Raw genomic sequence first — 19403 nt, 5'->3', positions numbered from 1 at the left:
CCTCCTATTCGAGACGGATGCGCGGATCGACCAGCGCAAGCAGGATGTCGCTGATCAGCGATCCGATCAGCGTCAGCGCGCAGATCAACAGCACGAAAGCGCCGGCGAGATACATGTCCTGCGCCATCAGCGACTGCAGGAGCAGAGGCGCGGCCGTCGGCAGATTGAGCACGATGGCGACGACCACGGAGCCCGAAATGAGGTTGGGCAACAGCCATGCAATGGTGGAGATGAACGGATTGAGCGCAATTCTGAGCGGATATTTCGTCAGCAGCTTGAACTCCGACAGTCCCTTCGCCCGCGCGGTGGTGACATAGGGCTTGGGCAACTCGTCCAGCATATTGGCGCGCATGACACGGATGAGACTTGCGGTGGAAGACACGGCAAGAATGGCGACCGGCAGCCAGATATGGGCCATGAGGTCCATCATCTTGGCGATGCTCCACGAGGCGGTCTCATATTCCGCGGAAAACAGCCCGCCGACATCGGCCCCGAACTCCACCGCCGCGACATACATCAGCACCAGCGCCAGCAGGAACGAGGGTATGGAAAGGCCGAAGAAGGAAAAGGCGGTGAAGAGATAATCGCCAATCGAATATTTGCGCACGGCGGAGAAGACGCCGATGGGAAGCGCGATGGCCCAGGTTGCGAGAAGGCTTGCGATGGCCAGAACCAGTGTCAGCGCCATGCGCTCCCAGATGAGGCCTGAAACCGGCTGCTGCCACTCGAACGAAATGCCGAAATCGCCGCGGCTGACGATGCCCCATATCCATTTCAGATATTGCACGATCATCGGGTCATCGAGGCCGAAACGTTCGCGCAGCTGCGCCGCCGTATTGTGGTCGATAACCTCGTTGGAGGCGGCCAGTGTGGCGATATAGGTCGTCACATAGTCGCCGGGCGGCAGCTGGATCAGGACAAAGGCAAGGAAACTGACGGCAAACAGGGACGGTATCATCCACAGCAGGCGTTTTACGATGAAAAGCAGCATGTCGTTCTCGCAATCACATTGTGCCGCACGCGCCGCCCTCCACTAAGGAGACGGCTGTGGGTGGTCGAAGCAACCTGAGAGGCGTCGCCGCGTTACGGCAGCGACGCCCATGTGGCGATATCAGCTTGTGAAGGTGAACTGTTGCGGCAGCGCCGGGCCGGGATTGGGCCAGGTCCAGCTGTCGGGTTCCGTTTCCGGCACATTGCGCAGATTGTTGCGGATGATGCCGAAACCGCCCACCGCAAGGCAGAGGCCGATTGTCTCGAACTCTTCCGCCGCAATGTCGAAAATCTGCTTCATCTTCTCGCCGCGCTTGGCAAGGTCGGCCGTCGAGCGCGCTTCATCGAACAGCTTGAAGCGCTGCTTCTGGCTTTCCGGCGGCTCTTCGCCCTTCTGGCCATTCGAGGTGTACCAGAGCGCCCACGGAATGGCGTAACGCGACCCCTGCGGGTGGAAGGCGAAGAAATCGCGCGGGTCGAGCATCGGATCGAGACCGCCGGGACCGGGCCAGACGGCGGCATCATGGGCGTTGTCATCGCCGCGCGTATAATAGAGCGCGCGTTCGATGGTGTTGACCTTGATGTCGACGCCGATCTGCGCCCATTGCGCCTTCACCAGCTCCAGCGCATCGACCAGATCGGGATAGAGCGTCGGGATGACGTCAATCGAGAAGAAGACAGGCTGGCCGTCGGGCCGCAACCGCATGCCGTTGCCGTTCTTCTTGTCGTAACCGGCCTTGTCGAGAAGCTCGTTTGCCTTGTCGGCATCATATTCGGTGAATTGCCGCGCCAGCTTTTCATTATACCAGGGGTGTGTCGGGCGTGGCCCGGCCTGATAGCCCTCGCTCTGGCCGAAATAGACGATGTCGATGATTTCCTGCCGGTTGAGCGCGATGGACAACGCCTGACGGAACGACTTGTCGGCAAACATCTTGCGCATCGCCGGGTCTTTATGGGTGATGTTCAGGTAAATTTGGCACTGCTGCGCGGCAGACGGCACCAAAGTCAGCAGACGGTAGTCACCCTTCTTCATGTTCTGAGACAGGGTCGGCTTGTTGGCGAGAACGCTGATATGGCGCTCCTGAATGTCGATCTTGCCGGAAATGACGTTCAGCATCAGCGATTCGACATCCTGCGAAATGCCGAAATTGATTTCGTCGATATAGGGTAACTGGTTGCCTTCGGTATCGACCTGCCAGAAGTAGGGGTTGCGGGTCATCACCACCCGGGTCGCACCGCCCGAATAGGGTTCCTTGACCACCCAGGGATCGAGCGTCGGCTTGTCGACATTCGACCAGCGGGACGGAATTTCGATATCGCCGCATTTGGCGCGGAACAGCTCTGTCCAGCTGGAGACACCCGCCGCCTTCACATCGGCATCGAGCGCCGTGTTGTATTTCGGCAGGAACTTGCTGCAATAGTGCTTTGGAAACAGCGTCGGATGCTGGCCGAGCGGCGTGGCGAGATTTTCGAGATAAAGCGCATTCGGCGCTGCGAATTTGAACTTTACCGTGAAATCGTCGACTTTTTCGACATCGACCGCCTTGCCGGCCACGGAAAGCTGCGCCGGCGTGGCGCTGTAAAGCTCCTTGTTCTTGATGCAGTCCTCGATGGCGAACACCACGTCATCGGCTGTGAAGGGGTGGCCGTCCGACCATTTTGCGCCCTCCAGCAAATGGAAGGTGAATTGCGAGGCATCGTCGTTGACTTCCCATTTCACCGCAAGGTTCGGCAGAACCTCGGTGAAATCCATGTTCCAGCGGACAAGGCCCTGATTGCCGACCATGCGCAGGATGCCGTTATGGTCCGACGAACCGCGCAGGCCACGGCGCAATGTGCCGCCATAGGTGCCGATTTTCTCGTGCGGCGTCACCACCATCGGATTTTTCGGCAGACGTTCGGCCAAAGGCGGCAATTTGCCGTCCTTTACCAGCGCCTCCAGTTCCGGCGCCTGTTTGCCGGCAGCAGCCCGCGCCGAGGTCCCGATGACGGAAAGGGCGGCCACGCCGCCAATACCCGCCATAAAGGTTCGGCGCGTTACGCCCAGTGAAAATGCTTCGCCATCGCGCATCGACAATCCTCCCAAAAAATCACCGGCAGCGAGACGGCTTTCACCGAACCGCGACGGCCCTCCCGGCCAGCCAGCACGCCGATCCTCCATCGGCAGGGGCAGACCATATGGGCGTTTTCAGATGATTACAAGTATTGACATATTTTTACATCTTTTTTATTTGTAGGCCGGTTTTCAGGATCAGGCTTGAAGAAAAAATCAGTACGACAGCCCCCTCGCGCACAAAAACCCCGGTATTTCTGTTGCGATTGAAATGCAGGAAACCCATTAACTTCAGCGATTTGCAACGGAAGGGCTGCTGATGGACAATCACACTGCATCTGCCGCCGCTCGAGGCGAAACTCGGCTGAGCGACATCATCTACGAAAAAATCGTCGGCATGATTTCGGACGGGCGGTTTCCCGTGAACGAGCGGCTGCCATCGGAACAGAATCTGGCGTCGCTGTTCGGCGCGTCGCGGCCGGTTGTGCGGGAAGCGCTGGAGCGGCTTCGGAACGACGAGCTTATCGTTTCGCAAAAGGGATCCGGCTCCTATGTACGCCAGCAGCCGGATTCTTCCGTGTTGCAACAGGTGCCGGTCGGCTCGCTGGCCGACGTGCAGCGGTTTTTTGAGTTCAGGGCCGGATTGGAGGCTTCCGCGGCTGAGCTTGCGGCGCGCAACTGGCAGGCAGCGGACAGGGTGCGTATCGAGCAGGCGATTGCCGCGCTGGAACAGTGTCTCGAGCGCAACGATCTCGGTGCTGAGGAAGACTTCGCCCTGCACGAAGCCATCGCGAAGGCGAGCCATAACCAGTTCCACATCACGGTGCGGATATGGTTCAAACCCCATTTCGCCATCGGCCAGTCGGTGACACGCAGCCTCAGCCTCAAGCGGACGCCGCAGCATGTGCGCGAAGTCCAGAACGAGCACACGGCCATCGTGGAAGCGATTTTTGCGCGGCGCGAGCAGGCCGCGCATGACGCGATGAAAGACCACATATTGAAGGCGCGCGCCCGCATGTTTCAGGGCGTCGGCAGTTAGGCCGCACTCTGCAATGTCGAAAATAGAATCATAAAGGGCGGATGAGGGAGAGGAACCAGTGAGCCAGCCGCACATCATAGAACCGAAGCTCCGTTCCCTGATCGATACCCCGCTGAAGGTCGGCGAATCGCCTGCCTGGGACGAGCGAACCGGCGATCTGTGGTTCGTCGATATTCTCGCGCCCGCCATTTTCCGCCTGCATCCCGGCGGAAAACTCGACAGATACGACATGCCGGCCCAGGTGGGCTGTCTCGGCCTTTGCGACAATGGCTTGATCGTGGCGGGCCTCAAGACCGGCGTGCATCTTCTCGATCCCGCGAGCGGCAAGCTCGATCTTCTCTGCGACCCGGACGACGGGCGGCCCGACAGCCGCCTCAACGATGGAAAGGTTGGTCCGGACGGCCATTTCTGGGTGGGGACCCGCGACGAGGCCGCGATACAGACAGGCAATGCACGCCTCTATCGCATCGCCCCGGATGGCGGCGTCGAACGCATCATCGATGGCGACATGTTCACATCGAACGGGCTTGCCTGGAGTCCGGACGGCAGGCGCATGTACCATTCCGACAGCAGCGGGCTGATGTATCAGGTATTCGATTTTGACCCCGCGACCGGCAGAATCGGCCCGGCCGAACGCCTGCACGATTTCGCGCCCGATGAAGGCAGGCCGGACGGTGCGGCGACCGATTGCGAGGGCTGTTACTGGAGCGCCGGCGTTCAGGCGGGACGTCTCAACCGCTTTTCACCGGACGGCAAATTGTTCGAGGTCTACAGGCTGCCGTTCAAGGGGCCGACCATGCCGTGTTTCGGCGGTCCCGACCTCAAGACGATATACCTCACAAGTCTCGTCACCGAGACGGACGGAATAACCACCGCAGGCACGGTTGTCGCATTCGATGTCCCGGTCGCCGGCACGCCCGTTCACAAATTCTCCATCTGAAGATGACTTTTGATCCTAAGGAACCCAGTTGATGACGACATTCGATTTTCGCCAGGCCCTGCAGGGCATCTCCGGCGTTCCGGTAACGGCTTACGATGCAAGCGGCGAAGTGGAGACCGGTGTTACCGCCGAGGTTTACGCCCGTGTCGCAAAAGCGGGCATCCATAATATCGTCGCGGCGGGCAATACGGGCGAATTCTACGCCTTGACGCCCGCGGAAATTCTGAAGGTTTATGAGGCCGCGATAAAAGGCGTCAGCGGCAAAGCCCCGGTTACGGCGGCGATTGGACGCTCGCAGCGCGAAGCGCTCTCCATGGCGCGTCAGGCAAAAGAAATGGGCGCATCCGCCGTCATGTCGCATCAGCCGGTCGACCCTTTTGCAGCCCCGCAATCGCAGATCGACTATTTTATCGGTCTTGCGGAGGGCAGCGAATTGCCGCTGGTCGCCTATGTCCGGGCGGACGGCTTTTCGGTCGATGACATGGTACGGCTTGCGAGCCACCCGAATGTCGCCGGCATCAAGTTCGCAACGACCGACATCATGCTTCTGTCGCGCGCAATTGCCGCTTCCGATCCGAACGGCGCTCTATATGTCTGCGGACTGGCTGAAAGCTGGGCACCTGCCTTCGCGGCGGTTGGCGCGCGCGGCTTCACATCCGGTCTCGTCAATGTCGCGCCGCAATTTTCCCTGCAGGTTCACAACGCCCTGACGGCCGGCGATTTCCCGGCCGCACGGAAGATCATCGAAAAGATCGAATTGTTCGAACGGCTGCGGACACGATATCGCAACGGCGCAAACGTGACCGTGGTGAAGGAAGCGATGGAAATTCTGGGGATGACGGTTGGCCCCGTTCGCGCTCCGGGACTTGCCCGTCTGGACAAAGAGGACCGCGCAACACTCGAAGGACTGCTTGCCAGCTGGCGTTGATGGACGCCTTGCCGGCAAGCTGCACGTTTTCGCTTTTATCAGATCATATGCCGGCCATGAGCCGGCATATGTTTTCCGGGCCGATGGATGCTCAGCCGAACAGTGCAAGGCTGCTTTTCACGGTAACCCATACGCCCCACAGAAGCGGAATACCGACAGCAACCCAGGCAAGTGCCGCCTTGGTGTCCAGCCCGCCACGACCGATGCCGAAGGAGCCTGTCGGACCGGCATTGGCGGCGGCCGTCTTTGCCTGCAGCGTCGCGACCTCCGCATCCGACATGAACCACTTGTCCGAAAGCGGCCGCACGAAGGCATTGGCCACGAGGCCGATCGCCAGCATGCCCGCCAGAATATACATGGTGCTGGTGTAGAGCGCGGGTCCTGGCGCCACGCCCGCCGCGATCTGTGCTTCGCGGATGTAGTTGACGACGACCGGGCCGGCGATGCCCGCAGTCGCCCACGCCGTCAGCAGGCGGCCGTGGATTGCGCCGACGAACTGCGTGCCGAAAATATCCGCAAGATAAGCGGGAATGGTCGCAAAACCACCGCCATACATCGACAGAATGATACCGAAGGCCAGAACGAAGAGCGCCTTGTTGCCCATCGTCGCAAGCGTCGGCGCCAGCGCATAAAGAATGATGCCGAGAATGAAGAAGCAGAAATAAGTGTTCTTGCGGCCGATCTTGTCGGACATCGACGCCCAGAAGAAGCGGCCGCCGATATTAAACAGGGAAAGCAGCCCGGTGAAACCGGCAGCAATGGCCGCGATCTGCGCCTTCTGCCCGGCGTCGAGATCCGCAAAGCCGACGCCGGGCAGGCCGATCAGCGATCCCGCGAAGATTTCCTGCAGCATGGGCGAGGCCATGCCGATGACGCCGATACCCGCCGAAACGTTGAGGCACAGCACCGCCCAGATGAGCCAGAACTGCGGCGTCTTGTGCGCATCGCGCAGATGCACGTGACGATGGGTTATCATCGCGCTTTTGGCGGAAGGCGCGGTCCAGCCTTCCGGACGCCAGCCCGACGGCGGAATACGGTAACCGAAAGCGCCCGCCATCATGAAGACGAAATAGATCATGGCCATGACCACGAAAGTCTGCCAGACGCCGACCGAAACATCCGTCTTGAAGTTGTTCATCAGCAGATTGGCGAGCGGCGCGCCGATCATCGCACCACCGCCAAATCCCATGATCGCCATGCCCGTCGCCATGCCGCGACGGTCCGGAAACCATTTGATCAGGGTCGATACGGGCGAAATATAGCCAAGGCCGAGGCCGATACCACCGATGACACCGGCGCCCAGCCACATCAGCCAGAGTTGATGCGTGATGACGCCGATTGCCGCCACCAGAATACCGCCGCACCAGCAGCAGGCGGAAACGAAGCCGGCCTTGCGTGGCCCCACTCTTTCCAGCCAGCCGCCCCAGATGGCCGCCGAGCAGCCGAGAAGAACGAAGAAAAGCGTATAGATCCAGCCGAGATCGGCCACACGCCAGTTGCACTCAGTGGTGAACAGCGCACCCAGAAGGGTGAGGCTGGAGCAACTGGGGTCCGTGGCCGGCAGCGCCTTCGACAGCGGCAGCCAGAACACGCTGAAGCCATAGGCCATGCCGATGCATAGATGAATGGCAAGGGCCGCCGGCGGCACCAGCCAGCGATTGAAACCCGGTCTTGCGATTATTCGTTCGCGGTCCAAAAACCCGGCTTGCGCCGCCTCTCCCGCTGTCGCACCTGCTACTGCCATTGACATTACCTCCCTCGTGGATGTCTGGACATGTCACGTTCGCCCCGCCGGGCGAACACCGATATCGCCGGACGTCCCCCGTCCGGCCGAAAGTGTGATTTTGCGGTCGCGCCGCTCAAGCCTCTGTGCTTTCCGGTACGCTCGGTTCCGAAAGAGACTCGCCCGCAATTGGTCCTTTGCCGCCCGGCGCGCCCTTGGCATCGTCGCCGAGCCCCACGGCATCGGCCGCCGGATCGTCGGGCCGCTTGATCTTCTTCGATGCGGCAAGCACAAGCGGCAGAAAATCACCGGCCCCGGCATCCACCATCTCGAAGAACCGGCGTCGCATGCGCGGTTCCCAGAACTTGTTGATGTGGGTGGCGACACCTTCGATGCGTATATCTTCCGGCTGCGACAGAAAGAACGTCGCGATCTGGTTCGCCATTCTCACCAGCTTTTCATCGGTGTGGTTGAGCAACATGACCTCTTCCCCCGCGCCGCCTGCCGGCCGACGCCTCTGTGTGTGACAGGGCCGGGCGCACCCGGCGCTCCTTATTCCGCCGCTTCGAGCTTGCCGCTGATCCGCCGCGAACGGCGGCCGAGCGCATCATATTCCTCCTGCCATTCCGTCGGCCCGTTGGAAGGCGATACCTGCACGGCGGTCACCTTATATTCGGGACAGTTGGTCGCCCAGTCGGAGAAGTCGGTAGTGATGACATTCGCCTGCGTGCCGGGATGGTGGAAGGTCGTATAGACCACGCCCGGCGCCACACGGTCGGTGATCAGCGCCCGCAGCGTCGTGTCGCCCGACCGGCTGGCGAGCTTGATCCAGTCGCCGTCCTTCACGCCGCGCTGTTCGGCATCGTGCGGGTGGATTTCGAGCCGATCCTCCTCATGCCAGACAACGTTTTCGGTGCGCCGTGTCTGCGCGCCGACATTGTATTGCGACAGGATGCGGCCGGTGGTGAGCAGCAGCGGGAAACGCGGCCCCGTGCGTTCGTCCGTCGCCACATATTCGGTGCGGATGAATTTGCCCTTGCCGCGCACGAAACCGTCCACATGCATGATCGGCGAACCGTCCGGGAATTTCTCGTTGCAGGGCCACTGCACCGAGCCCTTTTCTTCCAGATAGTCATAGGAAACGCCGGCAAAGCTCGGTGTCGTCGCGGCGATCTCGTCCATGATCTCGGACGGATGCGCGTAATTCCACGCAAGACCCATGGCCTGCGCCAGCTTCTGCGTCACTTCCCAGTCGGCATAGCCGTTCTTCGGGGACATGACCTTGCGCACGCGGTTGATGCGGCGCTCGGCATTGGTGAAGGTGCCGTCCTTTTCGAGGAAGGTGGAACCCGGCAGGAAGACATGGGCGTAATTCGCCGTCTCGTTCAGGAAGAGATCGTGCACCACGACACATTCCATCGCGGCGAGACCGGCCGAAACGTGCTTCGTATCCGGATCGGACTGGAGAATATCCTCGCCCTGAATATAGATGCCCTTGAAGCTGCCATCCACGGCCGCATCGAGCATGTTGGGAATACGCAGCCCCGGCTCGTTGTTGAGCTTCACACCCCAGAGTTTCTCGAAGATGTCGCGCGTGGCATCGTCGGAAATATGCCGATAGCCCGGAAGCTCGTGCGGGAAAGACCCCATGTCGCAGGAACCCTGAACATTGTTCTGACCGCGCAGCGGATTAACGCCTACACCGGGGCGGCCGATATTGCCGGTCGCCATGGCCAGATTGGCGATTGCCATCACCGTGGTAGACCCCTGGCTGTGTTCGGTGACACCGAGCCCGTAATAGATGGCGCCATTGCCACCCCTGGCATAAAGACGTGCGGCGCCGCGCACCTCTTCCGCCGGCACGCCGGTGAAGCTTTCGGTTTCTTCCGGGCTATGCTGAGGCTCGGCGACGAAAGCGGCCCAATCCTCGAATTCCGACCAGTCGCAGCGCTCGCGAATGAAGGCTTCGTTGAACAGCCCTTCCGTGACGATGACATGCGCAAGCGCTGTCAGCACCGCAACATTCGTTCCGGGCTTCAGCGGCAGGTGGAAAGACGCCTCCACATGCGGCGTGCGGACGAGATCGATACGGCGCGGATCGATGACGATCAGCTTCGCGCCCTGTCGCAGCCGCTTCTTCAGCCGCGAGCCGAAAACAGGATGCCCATCCGTCGGATTGGCGCCGATGACCAGCACCACATCGGACTGCTCGACGCTATCGAAATTCTGCGTGCCGGCGGAGGTGCCGAAAGCCTGGCCAAGACCGTAGCCCGTCGGCGAATGGCAGACGCGGGCGCAGGTATCGACGTTGTTATTGCCGAAGCCGGCGCGGATGAGTTTCTGGACGAGGAAGGTTTCTTCGTTCGTGCAGCGGGACGAGGTGATGCCGCCGATGGATTCCCGGCCATATTGACCCTGGATACGCCGGAACTCTGACGCGACATGGGAGAAGGCCTCCTCCCATGTGACTTCCCGCCATGGATCGCTGATCTTCTCGCGGATCATCGGGTTGAGAATGCGGTCCCTGTGGGTGGCATAACCATAAGCGAAGCGGCCCTTGACGCAGGAATGGCCGCGATTGGCCTGCCCGTCCTTCCACGGCACCATGCGCACCAGCTCCTCACCGCGCATTTCCGCCTTGAAGGAACAGCCGACGCCGCAATAGGCGCAGGTCGTGACCAGCGAATGCTCCGGCTGGCCGATCTCGATCACCGATTTCTCCGTCAGCGTCGCCGTCGGACAGGCCTGCACGCAGGCGCCGCAGGAAACGCAGTCGGAATCGAGGAACGCCTCATGCGCGCCGGGCGACACACGGCTTTCAAAACCTCGTCCTTCGATCGTCAGCGCGAAGGTGCCCTGCACTTCCTCACAGGCGCGCACGCAACGCGAGCAGACGATGCATTTGGAAGGATCGTAGGTAAAATAGGGATTGCTCTCGTCCTTCGGCATCCAGCGGGCATTGAGATCGCCATCGCCGGTGCGGGCCTTGACGTGGTTGTCGCCTTCGTAACCGTAACGCACATCGCGCAGGCCAACGGCGCCGGCCATATCCTGCAGTTCGCAATCGCCATTGGCGGCGCAGGTCAGACAGTCGAGCGGGTGATCGGAGATATAAAGCTCCATCACGCCCTTGCGAATCTGCTTCAACCGCTCGGTCTGCGTGTGCACGACGAGACCGGGGGCGACAGGCGTGGTGCAGGAGGCAGGGGTACCGTTGCGGCCCTCCACCTCGATGAGACAGAGGCGGCAGGAACCGAAGGCATCCACCATGTCGGTGGCGCAGAGTTTCGGAACATCGATACCCGCTTCCCGCGAGGCGCGCATGATCGAGGTTCCCGCAGGCACAGTCACCTGCCTGCCGTCGATGGTGAGCGTCACCATGTCCGTTGCGTGGGATTTGGGGGTTCCATAGTCGAATTCTGTTACAAGGGCCATGGTCTTACTCCGCCGCTTCAACACGTGGGGTGGGGGCAAAATCATCAGGAAAATGCCGGAGTGCGCTCATGACGGGATAGGGCGTGAAACCGCCGAGCGCACAGAGCGAACCGAATTTCATGGTTTCGCAGAGGTCTGCGAGGAGTGCCGTATTTTTCTCCCGCTCGATGCCGAGCGCAATCCTGTCCACCGTCTCGACGCCGCGTGTGGAGCCGATGCGACAGGGCGTGCACTTGCCGCAGCTTTCGACGGCGCAGAATTCCAGCGCGAACCGGGCCTGATGGAGCATATCGGCGGTATCGTCGAAAACCACGATGCCGGCATGGCCGATCAGGCCACCGGCGGCGGTGAAGGCTTCATAGTCGAAGATCGTATCGAACAGCGAAACCGGGAAATAGGCCCCGAGCGGCCCGCCCACCTGCACCGCCTTGACGGGGCGGCCGGTGATCGTGCCGCCACCGATATCATTGACCAGCTGCCCGAGCGGCAGACCGAAGGCGGTCTCGTAAAGCCCGCCATGCCTGATGTTTCCGGCAAGCTGGATGGGGATGGTGCCATGCGAGCGGCCGACGCCGAAATCGCGATAAAACGCCGCGCCGCGATCCATGATGACCGGAATGGAGGCGAGCGAAATCACATTGTTGACGACGGTGGGCCTGCCGAACAGGCCCTGCAAAGCAGGAAGCGGCGGCTTGGCGCGCACGGTGCCGCGCTTGCCTTCCAGACTGTTCAGAAGCGAGGTTTCCTCGCCGCAGACATAGGCGCCGGCACCCATGCGCACTTCGAGATCGAAGGCCCGCCCGGAACCGAGCACGGATGGGCCGATGATGCCTTCGCGGCGGGCGATCTCGATCGCCTGCTCCATGACCTTGATGGCGTAAGGATATTCCGAGCGCGTATAGATGAAACCTTTCGTCGCGCCGACGGCGAGGCCGGCAATCGCCATGCCTTCGATCAGCACGAAGGGATCGCCTTCCATGATCATGCGGTCGGCGAAGGTGCCGCTGTCGCCCTCATCGGCATTGCAGACGATATATTTCTGATCGGCCACCGCATCGGCGACGGTCTTCCATTTGATACCGGTCGGGAAACCCGCGCCGCCGCGTCCGCGAAGGCCGCTTTCGGTTACTTGGGCAACGATATCGAGCGGCGCCATGGCGACGGCTTTTTCGAGGCCTTTCAAGCCCTGATAGGCGCGATAATCCGCAAGCGACAATGGATCGGTAACGCCGCAGCGGGCAAATGTCAGTCGCGTCTGGCTTTTCAGGAACGGTATGTCCTTCGTCGGCCCGAGACAGAGACGATGCTCGCCGCCGGTCAGAAAACCCGCATCGAAAAGCGAGGCAACGTCGCTGGCCTTGACCGGCCCATAGGCAATACGGCCATGTTCGGTGCGCACTTCCACCAGCACTTCAAGCCAGAGCATGCCGCGCGATCCATTGCGGACAATATGCACATCAAGATTGCGGCTGACCGCCTCGCGGCCGATCGCTTCGGCGACACGGTCTGCGCCAACGGCAAGCGCGGCGGAATCGCCCGGAACAAAAACGGTGACACTCATCGGCGCGCCTCCGCCAGAATGTCGCCAAGACAGTGCTCGTCCAGTCTGGCATGTAGCTCGCCATCCAGCATCAGCGCGGGCGCCTGCGCGCAAAGCCCGAGACAGAAGACCGGCTCCAGCGTGACGGAACCGTCGGCTGCCGTTTCGTGCCAGTCGAGACCGAGCCGGGACTTGATGGTTTCCGCAAGAGGCTCGCCACCCATCGACTGGCAAGCCTCGGCGCGACAGAGCTTCAGCACATGCCGGCCGGACGGATGATCGCGAAAATCAGGATAGAAGGTCACGACGCCATGAACCTCGGCGCGCGATATATTCAGCGCGGATGCGACGATCTGCTTGGCGCTTTCCGGTATGTAGCCGAATTCTTCCTGCACCGCGTGCAGAATGGGCAGCAATGGCCCCTCCAGGTGGAGAAGTTCGTCAATGATAGCGGAGACACGGGCCGCCTCATCTGCGGCAACCGCACGGATATTCATAAGCCAGTCCTCCCAAACCGACAGGGGCAGGTTTGGCGAGCGGCACATGTTTCAGTGCCAGCGCAGCCCCTGCATGGTTCGGGAGAATGGCGAGGTCGGCCGGATCAGGTCAATAATGTGTTTTCGTCAACCGATAGGAAATTCCTATCAAAAACCATCGCCGCTGCGCGCTGGCGCGCCTCATGAAGAAGCGCGGAAACGAGTGGCGTGTGTGGTTCGCGATAGGTCGCGATCAGCCCCACCAGATGTTCCGCATCCGGCTCGGTGATCGGTATCATTCTGATCTGCTTTGGAAAACCAAATGATTCCGCTATGTTACGCGGCATTATTGAAGCCCATTGTCCGGTTCGGATATGCGAAAACAGCACAATCATGGAGTTGGATTCCAATGTCGGCTTCACCTCTACGCCCGCTTCAGCCATATGCTTATTGATGATACGGCGGTTCTGCATATCCGAAGTCAATAGGCATAACCTAAGACCTGAAACCTGCTTCCAGGTAACGCTTTCCTGATCGGCGAGCGGCGTTCCGGCTGCTGCAATCAGGTGATATCGCTCCGAATAGAGCGGCACTGTGGTCACTCGGCCAAGAGGTTCATTGTCGAGATAGCTGATTCCCGCATCGATCTCGAGGTTTTCGATCTGGCTCAGGACCTGAAGCGAGGTGCGTGACGTCACGGAAAAGGTCACGTCGGGATGCCGCGCCTGAAAGGATTCCGTCAATCGCGGCACCATCGCAAGCGCCGTCGGAATGACCGCAAGGCGGATGTGGCCCGCCAGACCCTTGCGCGCCGCCCGCATTTCCTCACGCATGGTGCGCGTATCGGCGACGATGCGACGCGCCCATTCGAGAACGCGCTGGCCTTCCGGTGTCAGACCCTGATAACGCGCCGCACGCACCACAAGGACGACACCAAGCTGGTCCTCCAGCTGCCGGATCGCGGCCGAGAGACTGGGTTGGGAAACGCCGCACTCCTCCGCCGCGCGGCCAAAATGCCCTGCGCGCGCCAATGCAATGAAAAATTCCAGCTTGTCGATCATGCGTCCTCCCGCGTCGCTCGCGACCCTGCGGATGGTGCGAGCAGGAGAACACTAGAACGAGGCGGGGAAGCCCGCAAATGGATGCCGTTGTTTTCCTGAAACCGCGCGGGGTGGCAAGACTGGATTCCGTCAGGCACGGGCAGTCATGGGCGTCGACGTTCGGTCGTCCACTCCAACCGCACTGGACGCAGCTTTATGGCGGCATTGACCCATCCGTCGTTTCGCCTGACCTGCCGCACAGCGCCGGGAAGCGAAACCAATCGTCATCGCCGCCTCGATGCCCTACCCTCTCATTTTCTCAAGTCTGCGGCGGCAGGCAAAAAGGTATTCGGCGCTTCAGTCGCAAGAACCCTCACTCGCCATCAGGCTTAATGAAGTCGGTCATCGCGGGCGCCTTAAGGACAAACTGGCGATCCGAGCTGATGTAATTATCGGCATGCAGGCGCGCGATCGGCTGATATCGGTCCGGATCGACATAGCGCCCCCCCGCATCGAGGCAATCCTTGTGGACATGCATGTGCACCACTTCCCCCAGGACAAGGGTACGGCGCGGATAATCGATCAGGCGCTCCACACGGCATTCGAAGGCGCAGGGCGATTCCGCCGCAAAGCTTGCATCGATTTTGCTGCAGGGCGTGGCCGTCAGTCCGGCAATCGAAAGTTCATCAACTTCGCTGTCGAAACCCAGGCCACAGACGAGCATTTGTTCAGACAGAGCCATATCGACCATGTTGATGACGAATTCGCCGGTGCGGCGAATATTGGCCATCGTATCCTTCTCCTCGCCCGTCACACGCGGCTGGATGCCGAGAACAACGATTGGCGGATCATGGGAGAAAACGTTGAAAAAGCTCATCGGCGCGGCATTATTGTGGCCAGCGGCCGAGCGCGTCGTGACAAGCGCTATCGGCCGTGGACCGATAAAATTGGTCAGCAAACGATAACGGCTCTGCGGCTCAAGCGCGGTAAAATCGAATTCCATGGGAGCACCTGATTTATTGTATACAATAATATTTCATACTGCAGACAATTACTCAATCGCCCTGATCACGGGATAGCGGATTTTGCTGCATGGACATTTGGGGGAGCAAAGGAAGAGTAGCAAGCCCGCACGCATTCTCCAACCAAATGGACGGAGCCGTCATCCACGCATCGACTATAAGCGCAAAAACTCCCCGGCCTGGAGGGGTCCGGGGAGTAAACCTGACATCATGTCAGAAACTTTGACTGGAGCTAGTTACTCACCCGTTCGGAAACGGGGTGGATCTGAGTTGTCTAACCCTACTATGCTTTTTGTAGACTATTAGAACGAACGCTGCAGGCGAACGAAACCGGTCCACTGGTCGCCAGCGCCGCTGCCGATGCCGCTACGAACGCGCTCGTTGCCGTCAACGCTCTGGTAGTTAACCGAAACGAGCGTGGAGAGGCCGGAAGTGATCTTGTAGCCAACTGCTACACCAGCGCGCCATGCATCGCGGTTGCCGGTGAAATCACCATCGGTGCCGATATCGAGCGTACGGAAGTACTGAACACCGGGGGTGATGGTCAGCTTTTCAGTTGCCTTGACGGCGTATTCAGCAGCAACGGACCACTCGGATTCTTCGTAGTACGCATTGGCGCCAGAAGCCCATACACCGGCGAGGCCGAACGTACCCGGGCCAACTTCAGCCGTTACGATGGCGCGGATCGCACCGTTTTCAGCGTCGGTGTCATAACCACCAAGCAGGTTGGCCTTAACGCCGCCGAACTTGGCGCCGATGATGGCGCTGACGCCGACATTGTTGTCGCCCTGGCGGTTCTGCGTCGTCCAGTTGAGCTGGTTTACGCCCAGATTGTTGCGCTGGATCGTCGTTCCGCTGATCGAGTTGCCGGCGATAACGCCTTCCAGTTCTTCAACGGCAACACCAGCGTAGAAGGAGCCAGCGTCGTAGGTGTAACGGATAGCATTCAGACGGGTCTGGTTCGAGCTGAGGTTATCGACTTCACCAGAGAGACCGTCATCCCACCAGTTATAGTAGAAACCGACCTTCAGGCCGCTGATTTCGATGAAAGCCTGGTCAAGAACGACAGCGCGGCTGCTGTCCTGGTCGGCCTGACCACGGAAACCGAAGTAACCGCGCAGAGCGCCGAGCTCGGTGTCCGAACGCGTGTCGACGTTGAACTGGGCGCGGGTGAAGGAATCCCAGTCGGATGTGCCGGACTGGTCACGACCGAAGTCGGTCTGGAAACGAACGTAACCGTCGAACTTCAGGCAGGTTTCGGTGCCGGGGATGTAGAAGAAGCCGGTGCCGAAAGCGTCGCAGACGCGAACATATTCCATGGGCTCGGGCTCGGCAGCGACGATGGCGTCAGCGGCCTGTGCGCCGGATACTGCTGCGAGAGCCGCAGCGGAGCCGATCAGAAGGCTCTTGATGTTCATTTGTAATCTCCAGTCAAAAATTTTTCAACGAATGCGCAAATTTGAGGGCTGGTCTTTTCCCTGCCGCCCGCTTCCCTGCGCTGATTCAGCAAATGACAGAAGTTGCTGTAGACTCGCAATTTAAATCGGCGAAATACAAATACATATAAAGTAAGCATTTTAATTTCGTAGTAAAATTACAACAAATTAATAGTTTAAAATATAATATTTTGAATTATTATTTCGAAATAATACAATTTATTACTTATATAATTATCCATATAATACTAAATTGCAAATCAATAGAATGAAAAATCTCCCGCTCCGCACGAGATCGGGAGACATCTTACAGGCTAGGGGAAACGAAGTGGTTTCGTTACAGAACCGCACAGGGCAAAGGCGGCAAAGCCGCCCGGCCTCTCCGGGAAAGCCATATCTGGCCGATCTGAAACAACCGGTCGTCCGGGCAGCCTATGGGCTGTTTTCGGGTAAACCAGTCGCGAATATCGTCGTCTTCGCCAGCATGTCTTCGATCGCCTCTGCCGGCACCGGGCGGCTGAAGTAATAACCCTGACCGTAGGGGCAGCCAGCATCACGCAGAAATGTCGCCTGTTCGCCGGCTTCCACACCTTCGGCAATGACATCAATGCCCAGAGACCCGGCAAGCTGGATCATGATCGAGACGATGGCGCTGTCCTTGGTCTTTTCCGGCAGATGGGTGAGGAACGAGCGGTCTATCTTCATGCAGGACAGCGGGAATGTCTTGAGCATGCCGAGGCAGGAATAACCGATACCGAAATCATCCAGCGCCAGGCTGACACCCATCTGTTTGATGGCCCGCATGATCCGGACCGATGTTTCGACATCCTGAATGATAAGCGTCTCGGTGATTTCGATTTCCAGGAGCGATGGCGCAAGGCCGGTTTCCTTCAGCACCGACCTGATCTGCTGCACCAGCCCGCCCTGAAACTGCCGCGGCGAGATATTGACCGCCATCTTGACGGGCAAGAGGCCGGCGGCCGCCCATGCCTGCGCCTGACGACAGGCCTTCCTGAGAATGCTTTCTCCGAGTTCCACAATCAGCCCGGTTTCTTCCGCAAGCCCGATGAATTCCGCAGGGCCAAGCAAACCTTCCGTGGGGTGCTGCCAGCGCACCAGCGCCTCCACGCCGCTGATTGCGCCACTGACAAGATCGACCTGCGGCTGGAAGTGCAGCACGAACTCGTCTCTCTTGACGGCTTTGCGCAATTCCTCGATGCGGGTGAACTTCTTCCTCAGATCATCCGCCATATTGGGGGTGAAGGTGGCAATGCTGTCGCGCCCGTTATGTTTGGCTTCATACATGGCAAGATCGGCGGCCGCGACGATTTCCGCCGTGGTTTCCCCATGCTCCGGGAAAAAGGCCATGCCGATGCTGCATGTGACCTTGATATCGTAATTGCCGATACGCAATGGCTGCGAGACAGCGGCGCGGATGCGCTGCAGGCGGTTTTCGACATCGTCCCTGCGCTCTTCGAGAATGATGACGAACTCGTCGCCGCCGACCCTGAGAACGAGATCGTTCTTCCGGAGGCTTTTCGCAATGCGCTCGGCGGTTTTCGACAGCAACGCGTCGCCGATGCTGTGGCCGAGCGTATCGTTGATCTGCTTGAAATTGTCGAGATCGAGAAAACCGATACCGACCCTTCGGCTCGCCTTTGCCGCCGCCGCCAGTATTTCCGGCAGCCTCGTATCGAGGAAACGACGGTTCGGCAGCCGGGTCAGCATGTCGTGGTCCGCCAGGAAAGCGATATGTTCCGCCGCCCTTTTGCGGTCGATGGCCAAACCCGCCATGCGCGCTGCCGCGCCTATGAATTCCACCAGCGCCGCATCCGGCTGGCGGCCGGCCAGCATGCACCAGACGAAACCATGCGCCTTGCCTTCGCTGGCCGGAATATCGAAACTAAACGCAATATTTTCTGCCGGATGGACAAGGCTCTCAGGATCGCTGACACTGGAGACAAGCGCGGCCAGCCCTTCCTGCTGCGCCAGTGCCGGCGAGGCATAAACGGAAGGCTCCCCTTCCGCCGCATCGAACACCCGCACCGCGCAGGCCAGTCCGGTCGCGAGATTTTCGATGGCCTTGACGAATTCCTCAAGAAAATCCTCGATACGCGCCGCCGCGACGATCATTTCCAGAATATGCGCCTGCGCCTGAAGCAGTCTTTCGGAGGCCTTTTTCTGGGTTATGTCCCGCGAGGCGCCGACCACGCCGATAATGTTGCCGGCCTTGTCCTTCAGCGGCACGCGCGACATCATGAGCCAGCGGTCGATATCCCCGCGCATGGCGCGCTCTTCGTAACCGAGATCCGGTTCGCCGGTGCGCATCACCCGCGCCTCGGTATCGGGAATGCCGGCGCGCTGCGCCGCCTCACCATTGATATCGTAGTCGGTGAGCCCGATCAGTTGCTCGACCGTGTCAAAGCCGTTTTCGGTGACGATGGCGCGATTGGCGAAAAGAAAGCGCCCTTCCAGATCCTTGGCATAGATAAAATCCGGCACGTGGTCGATCATCGCTTCCAGAAGCGCGTGCCGGTCGGAAGGATTGCTGTTTTCGCTCATGTCAGGAGTGGCGGATGGCGTGACATCGCGCTTTTTTCGCGACATCCGGTTCTCTTCGGGTGTCTTCGGGCCTTTGGAACGCACCTCTCCGCCTCATCATTTTATAAGGAAGCAGAATAGTAGGATTATACGTATTATATAAATATGAACAACGACAGTAGATTGCCGGGAAACCAGCCTTTTGCAGCAACCTCCCTGAATCAAAACGGCGCAACAGAA

Annotated in this window: 14 protein-coding genes; 3 read left to right on the top strand and 11 right to left on the bottom strand. The window is 59.7% G+C overall.

All coding sequences use genetic code 11. The features are described 5' to 3' along the window. Positions 1-4: 4 nt before the first annotated feature. Positions 5-991, bottom strand: coding sequence for an ABC transporter permease (locus tag FGF54_RS24700; protein WP_003521681.1), 987 nt, complete (start codon positions 989-991; stop codon positions 5-7). Between the two features lie 120 nt (positions 992-1111). Then, on the bottom strand, positions 1112-3061 hold the full coding sequence (locus FGF54_RS24695; protein WP_142781486.1) for an ABC transporter substrate-binding protein: 1950 nt from the start codon (positions 3059-3061) through the stop codon (positions 1112-1114). 301 nt (positions 3062-3362) lie between these two features. Between FGF54_RS24695 and FGF54_RS24690 the strand changes: the two genes are divergently transcribed. From FGF54_RS24690 to FGF54_RS24680, 3 genes are read left to right on the top strand one after another with little or no spacing between them, the layout of a single operon-like run. Beyond that, entirely contained in the window at positions 3363-4082 is a 720-nt protein-coding gene (locus tag FGF54_RS24690; RefSeq protein WP_003521683.1) for a FadR/GntR family transcriptional regulator, read from the top strand. Positions 4083-4140: 58 nt separating this feature from the next. Further along, entirely contained in the window at positions 4141-5022 is an 882-nt protein-coding gene (locus FGF54_RS24685; RefSeq protein ID WP_142781485.1) for an SMP-30/gluconolactonase/LRE family protein, read from the top strand. A 31-nt stretch (positions 5023-5053) separates the two neighbouring features. Next, a complete protein-coding gene (locus tag FGF54_RS24680) occupies positions 5054-5950 on the top strand; it encodes a dihydrodipicolinate synthase family protein (protein WP_142781484.1) in 897 nt (298 codons plus the stop codon). 91 nt (positions 5951-6041) lie between these two features. Here FGF54_RS24680 and FGF54_RS24675 read toward each other — a convergent pair whose 3' ends face one another. From FGF54_RS24675 to FGF54_RS24635, 9 genes are all read right to left on the bottom strand, one after another. After that, on the bottom strand, positions 6042-7694 hold the full coding sequence (locus FGF54_RS24675; protein ID WP_059756361.1) for an OFA family MFS transporter: 1653 nt from the start codon (positions 7692-7694) through the stop codon (positions 6042-6044). Between the two features lie 115 nt (positions 7695-7809). Beyond that, on the bottom strand, positions 7810-8154 hold the full coding sequence (locus FGF54_RS24670; protein WP_065657700.1) for a formate dehydrogenase subunit delta: 345 nt from the start codon (positions 8152-8154) through the stop codon (positions 7810-7812). 71 nt (positions 8155-8225) lie between these two features. Further along, a complete protein-coding gene (gene fdhF / locus FGF54_RS24665) occupies positions 8226-11108 on the bottom strand; it encodes a formate dehydrogenase subunit alpha (protein ID WP_059756356.1) in 2883 nt (960 codons plus the stop codon). Positions 11109-11112: 4 nt separating this feature from the next. Continuing rightward, on the bottom strand, positions 11113-12669 hold the full coding sequence (locus FGF54_RS24660; protein ID WP_142781483.1) for an NADH-quinone oxidoreductase subunit NuoF: 1557 nt from the start codon (positions 12667-12669) through the stop codon (positions 11113-11115). After that, positions 12666-13145 carry a formate dehydrogenase subunit gamma gene (locus FGF54_RS24655; protein ID WP_142781482.1) on the bottom strand — a complete coding sequence of 160 codons (480 nt, stop codon included), beginning with the start codon at positions 13143-13145 and terminating at the stop codon, positions 12666-12668. Before FGF54_RS24655 ends, FGF54_RS24660 begins: the two co-directional genes overlap by 4 nt. Positions 13146-13249: 104 nt before the next feature. Then, positions 13250-14185 carry a LysR family transcriptional regulator gene (locus FGF54_RS24650; protein ID WP_020810591.1) on the bottom strand — a complete coding sequence of 312 codons (936 nt, stop codon included), beginning with the start codon at positions 14183-14185 and terminating at the stop codon, positions 13250-13252. A gap of 352 nt (positions 14186-14537) precedes the next feature. Continuing rightward, on the bottom strand, positions 14538-15167 hold the full coding sequence (locus FGF54_RS24645) for a flavin reductase family protein (RefSeq protein WP_142781481.1): 630 nt from the start codon (positions 15165-15167) through the stop codon (positions 14538-14540). Between the two features lie 321 nt (positions 15168-15488). Then, positions 15489-16604, bottom strand: a complete 1116-nt coding sequence (locus FGF54_RS24640; protein WP_142781480.1) for a porin — start codon at positions 16602-16604, stop codon at positions 15489-15491. 450 nt (positions 16605-17054) lie between these two features. Next, positions 17055-19229 carry a bifunctional diguanylate cyclase/phosphodiesterase gene (locus FGF54_RS24635; protein WP_142781479.1) on the bottom strand — a complete coding sequence of 725 codons (2175 nt, stop codon included), beginning with the start codon at positions 19227-19229 and terminating at the stop codon, positions 17055-17057. Positions 19230-19403: the final 174 nt, after the last annotated feature.

It is taken from the genome of Agrobacterium sp. T29, from assembly GCF_006970545.1.
Classification (GTDB): domain Bacteria; phylum Pseudomonadota; class Alphaproteobacteria; order Rhizobiales; family Rhizobiaceae; genus Agrobacterium; species Agrobacterium leguminum.
This window is presented reverse-complemented; position numbering and strand designations above follow the sequence as displayed.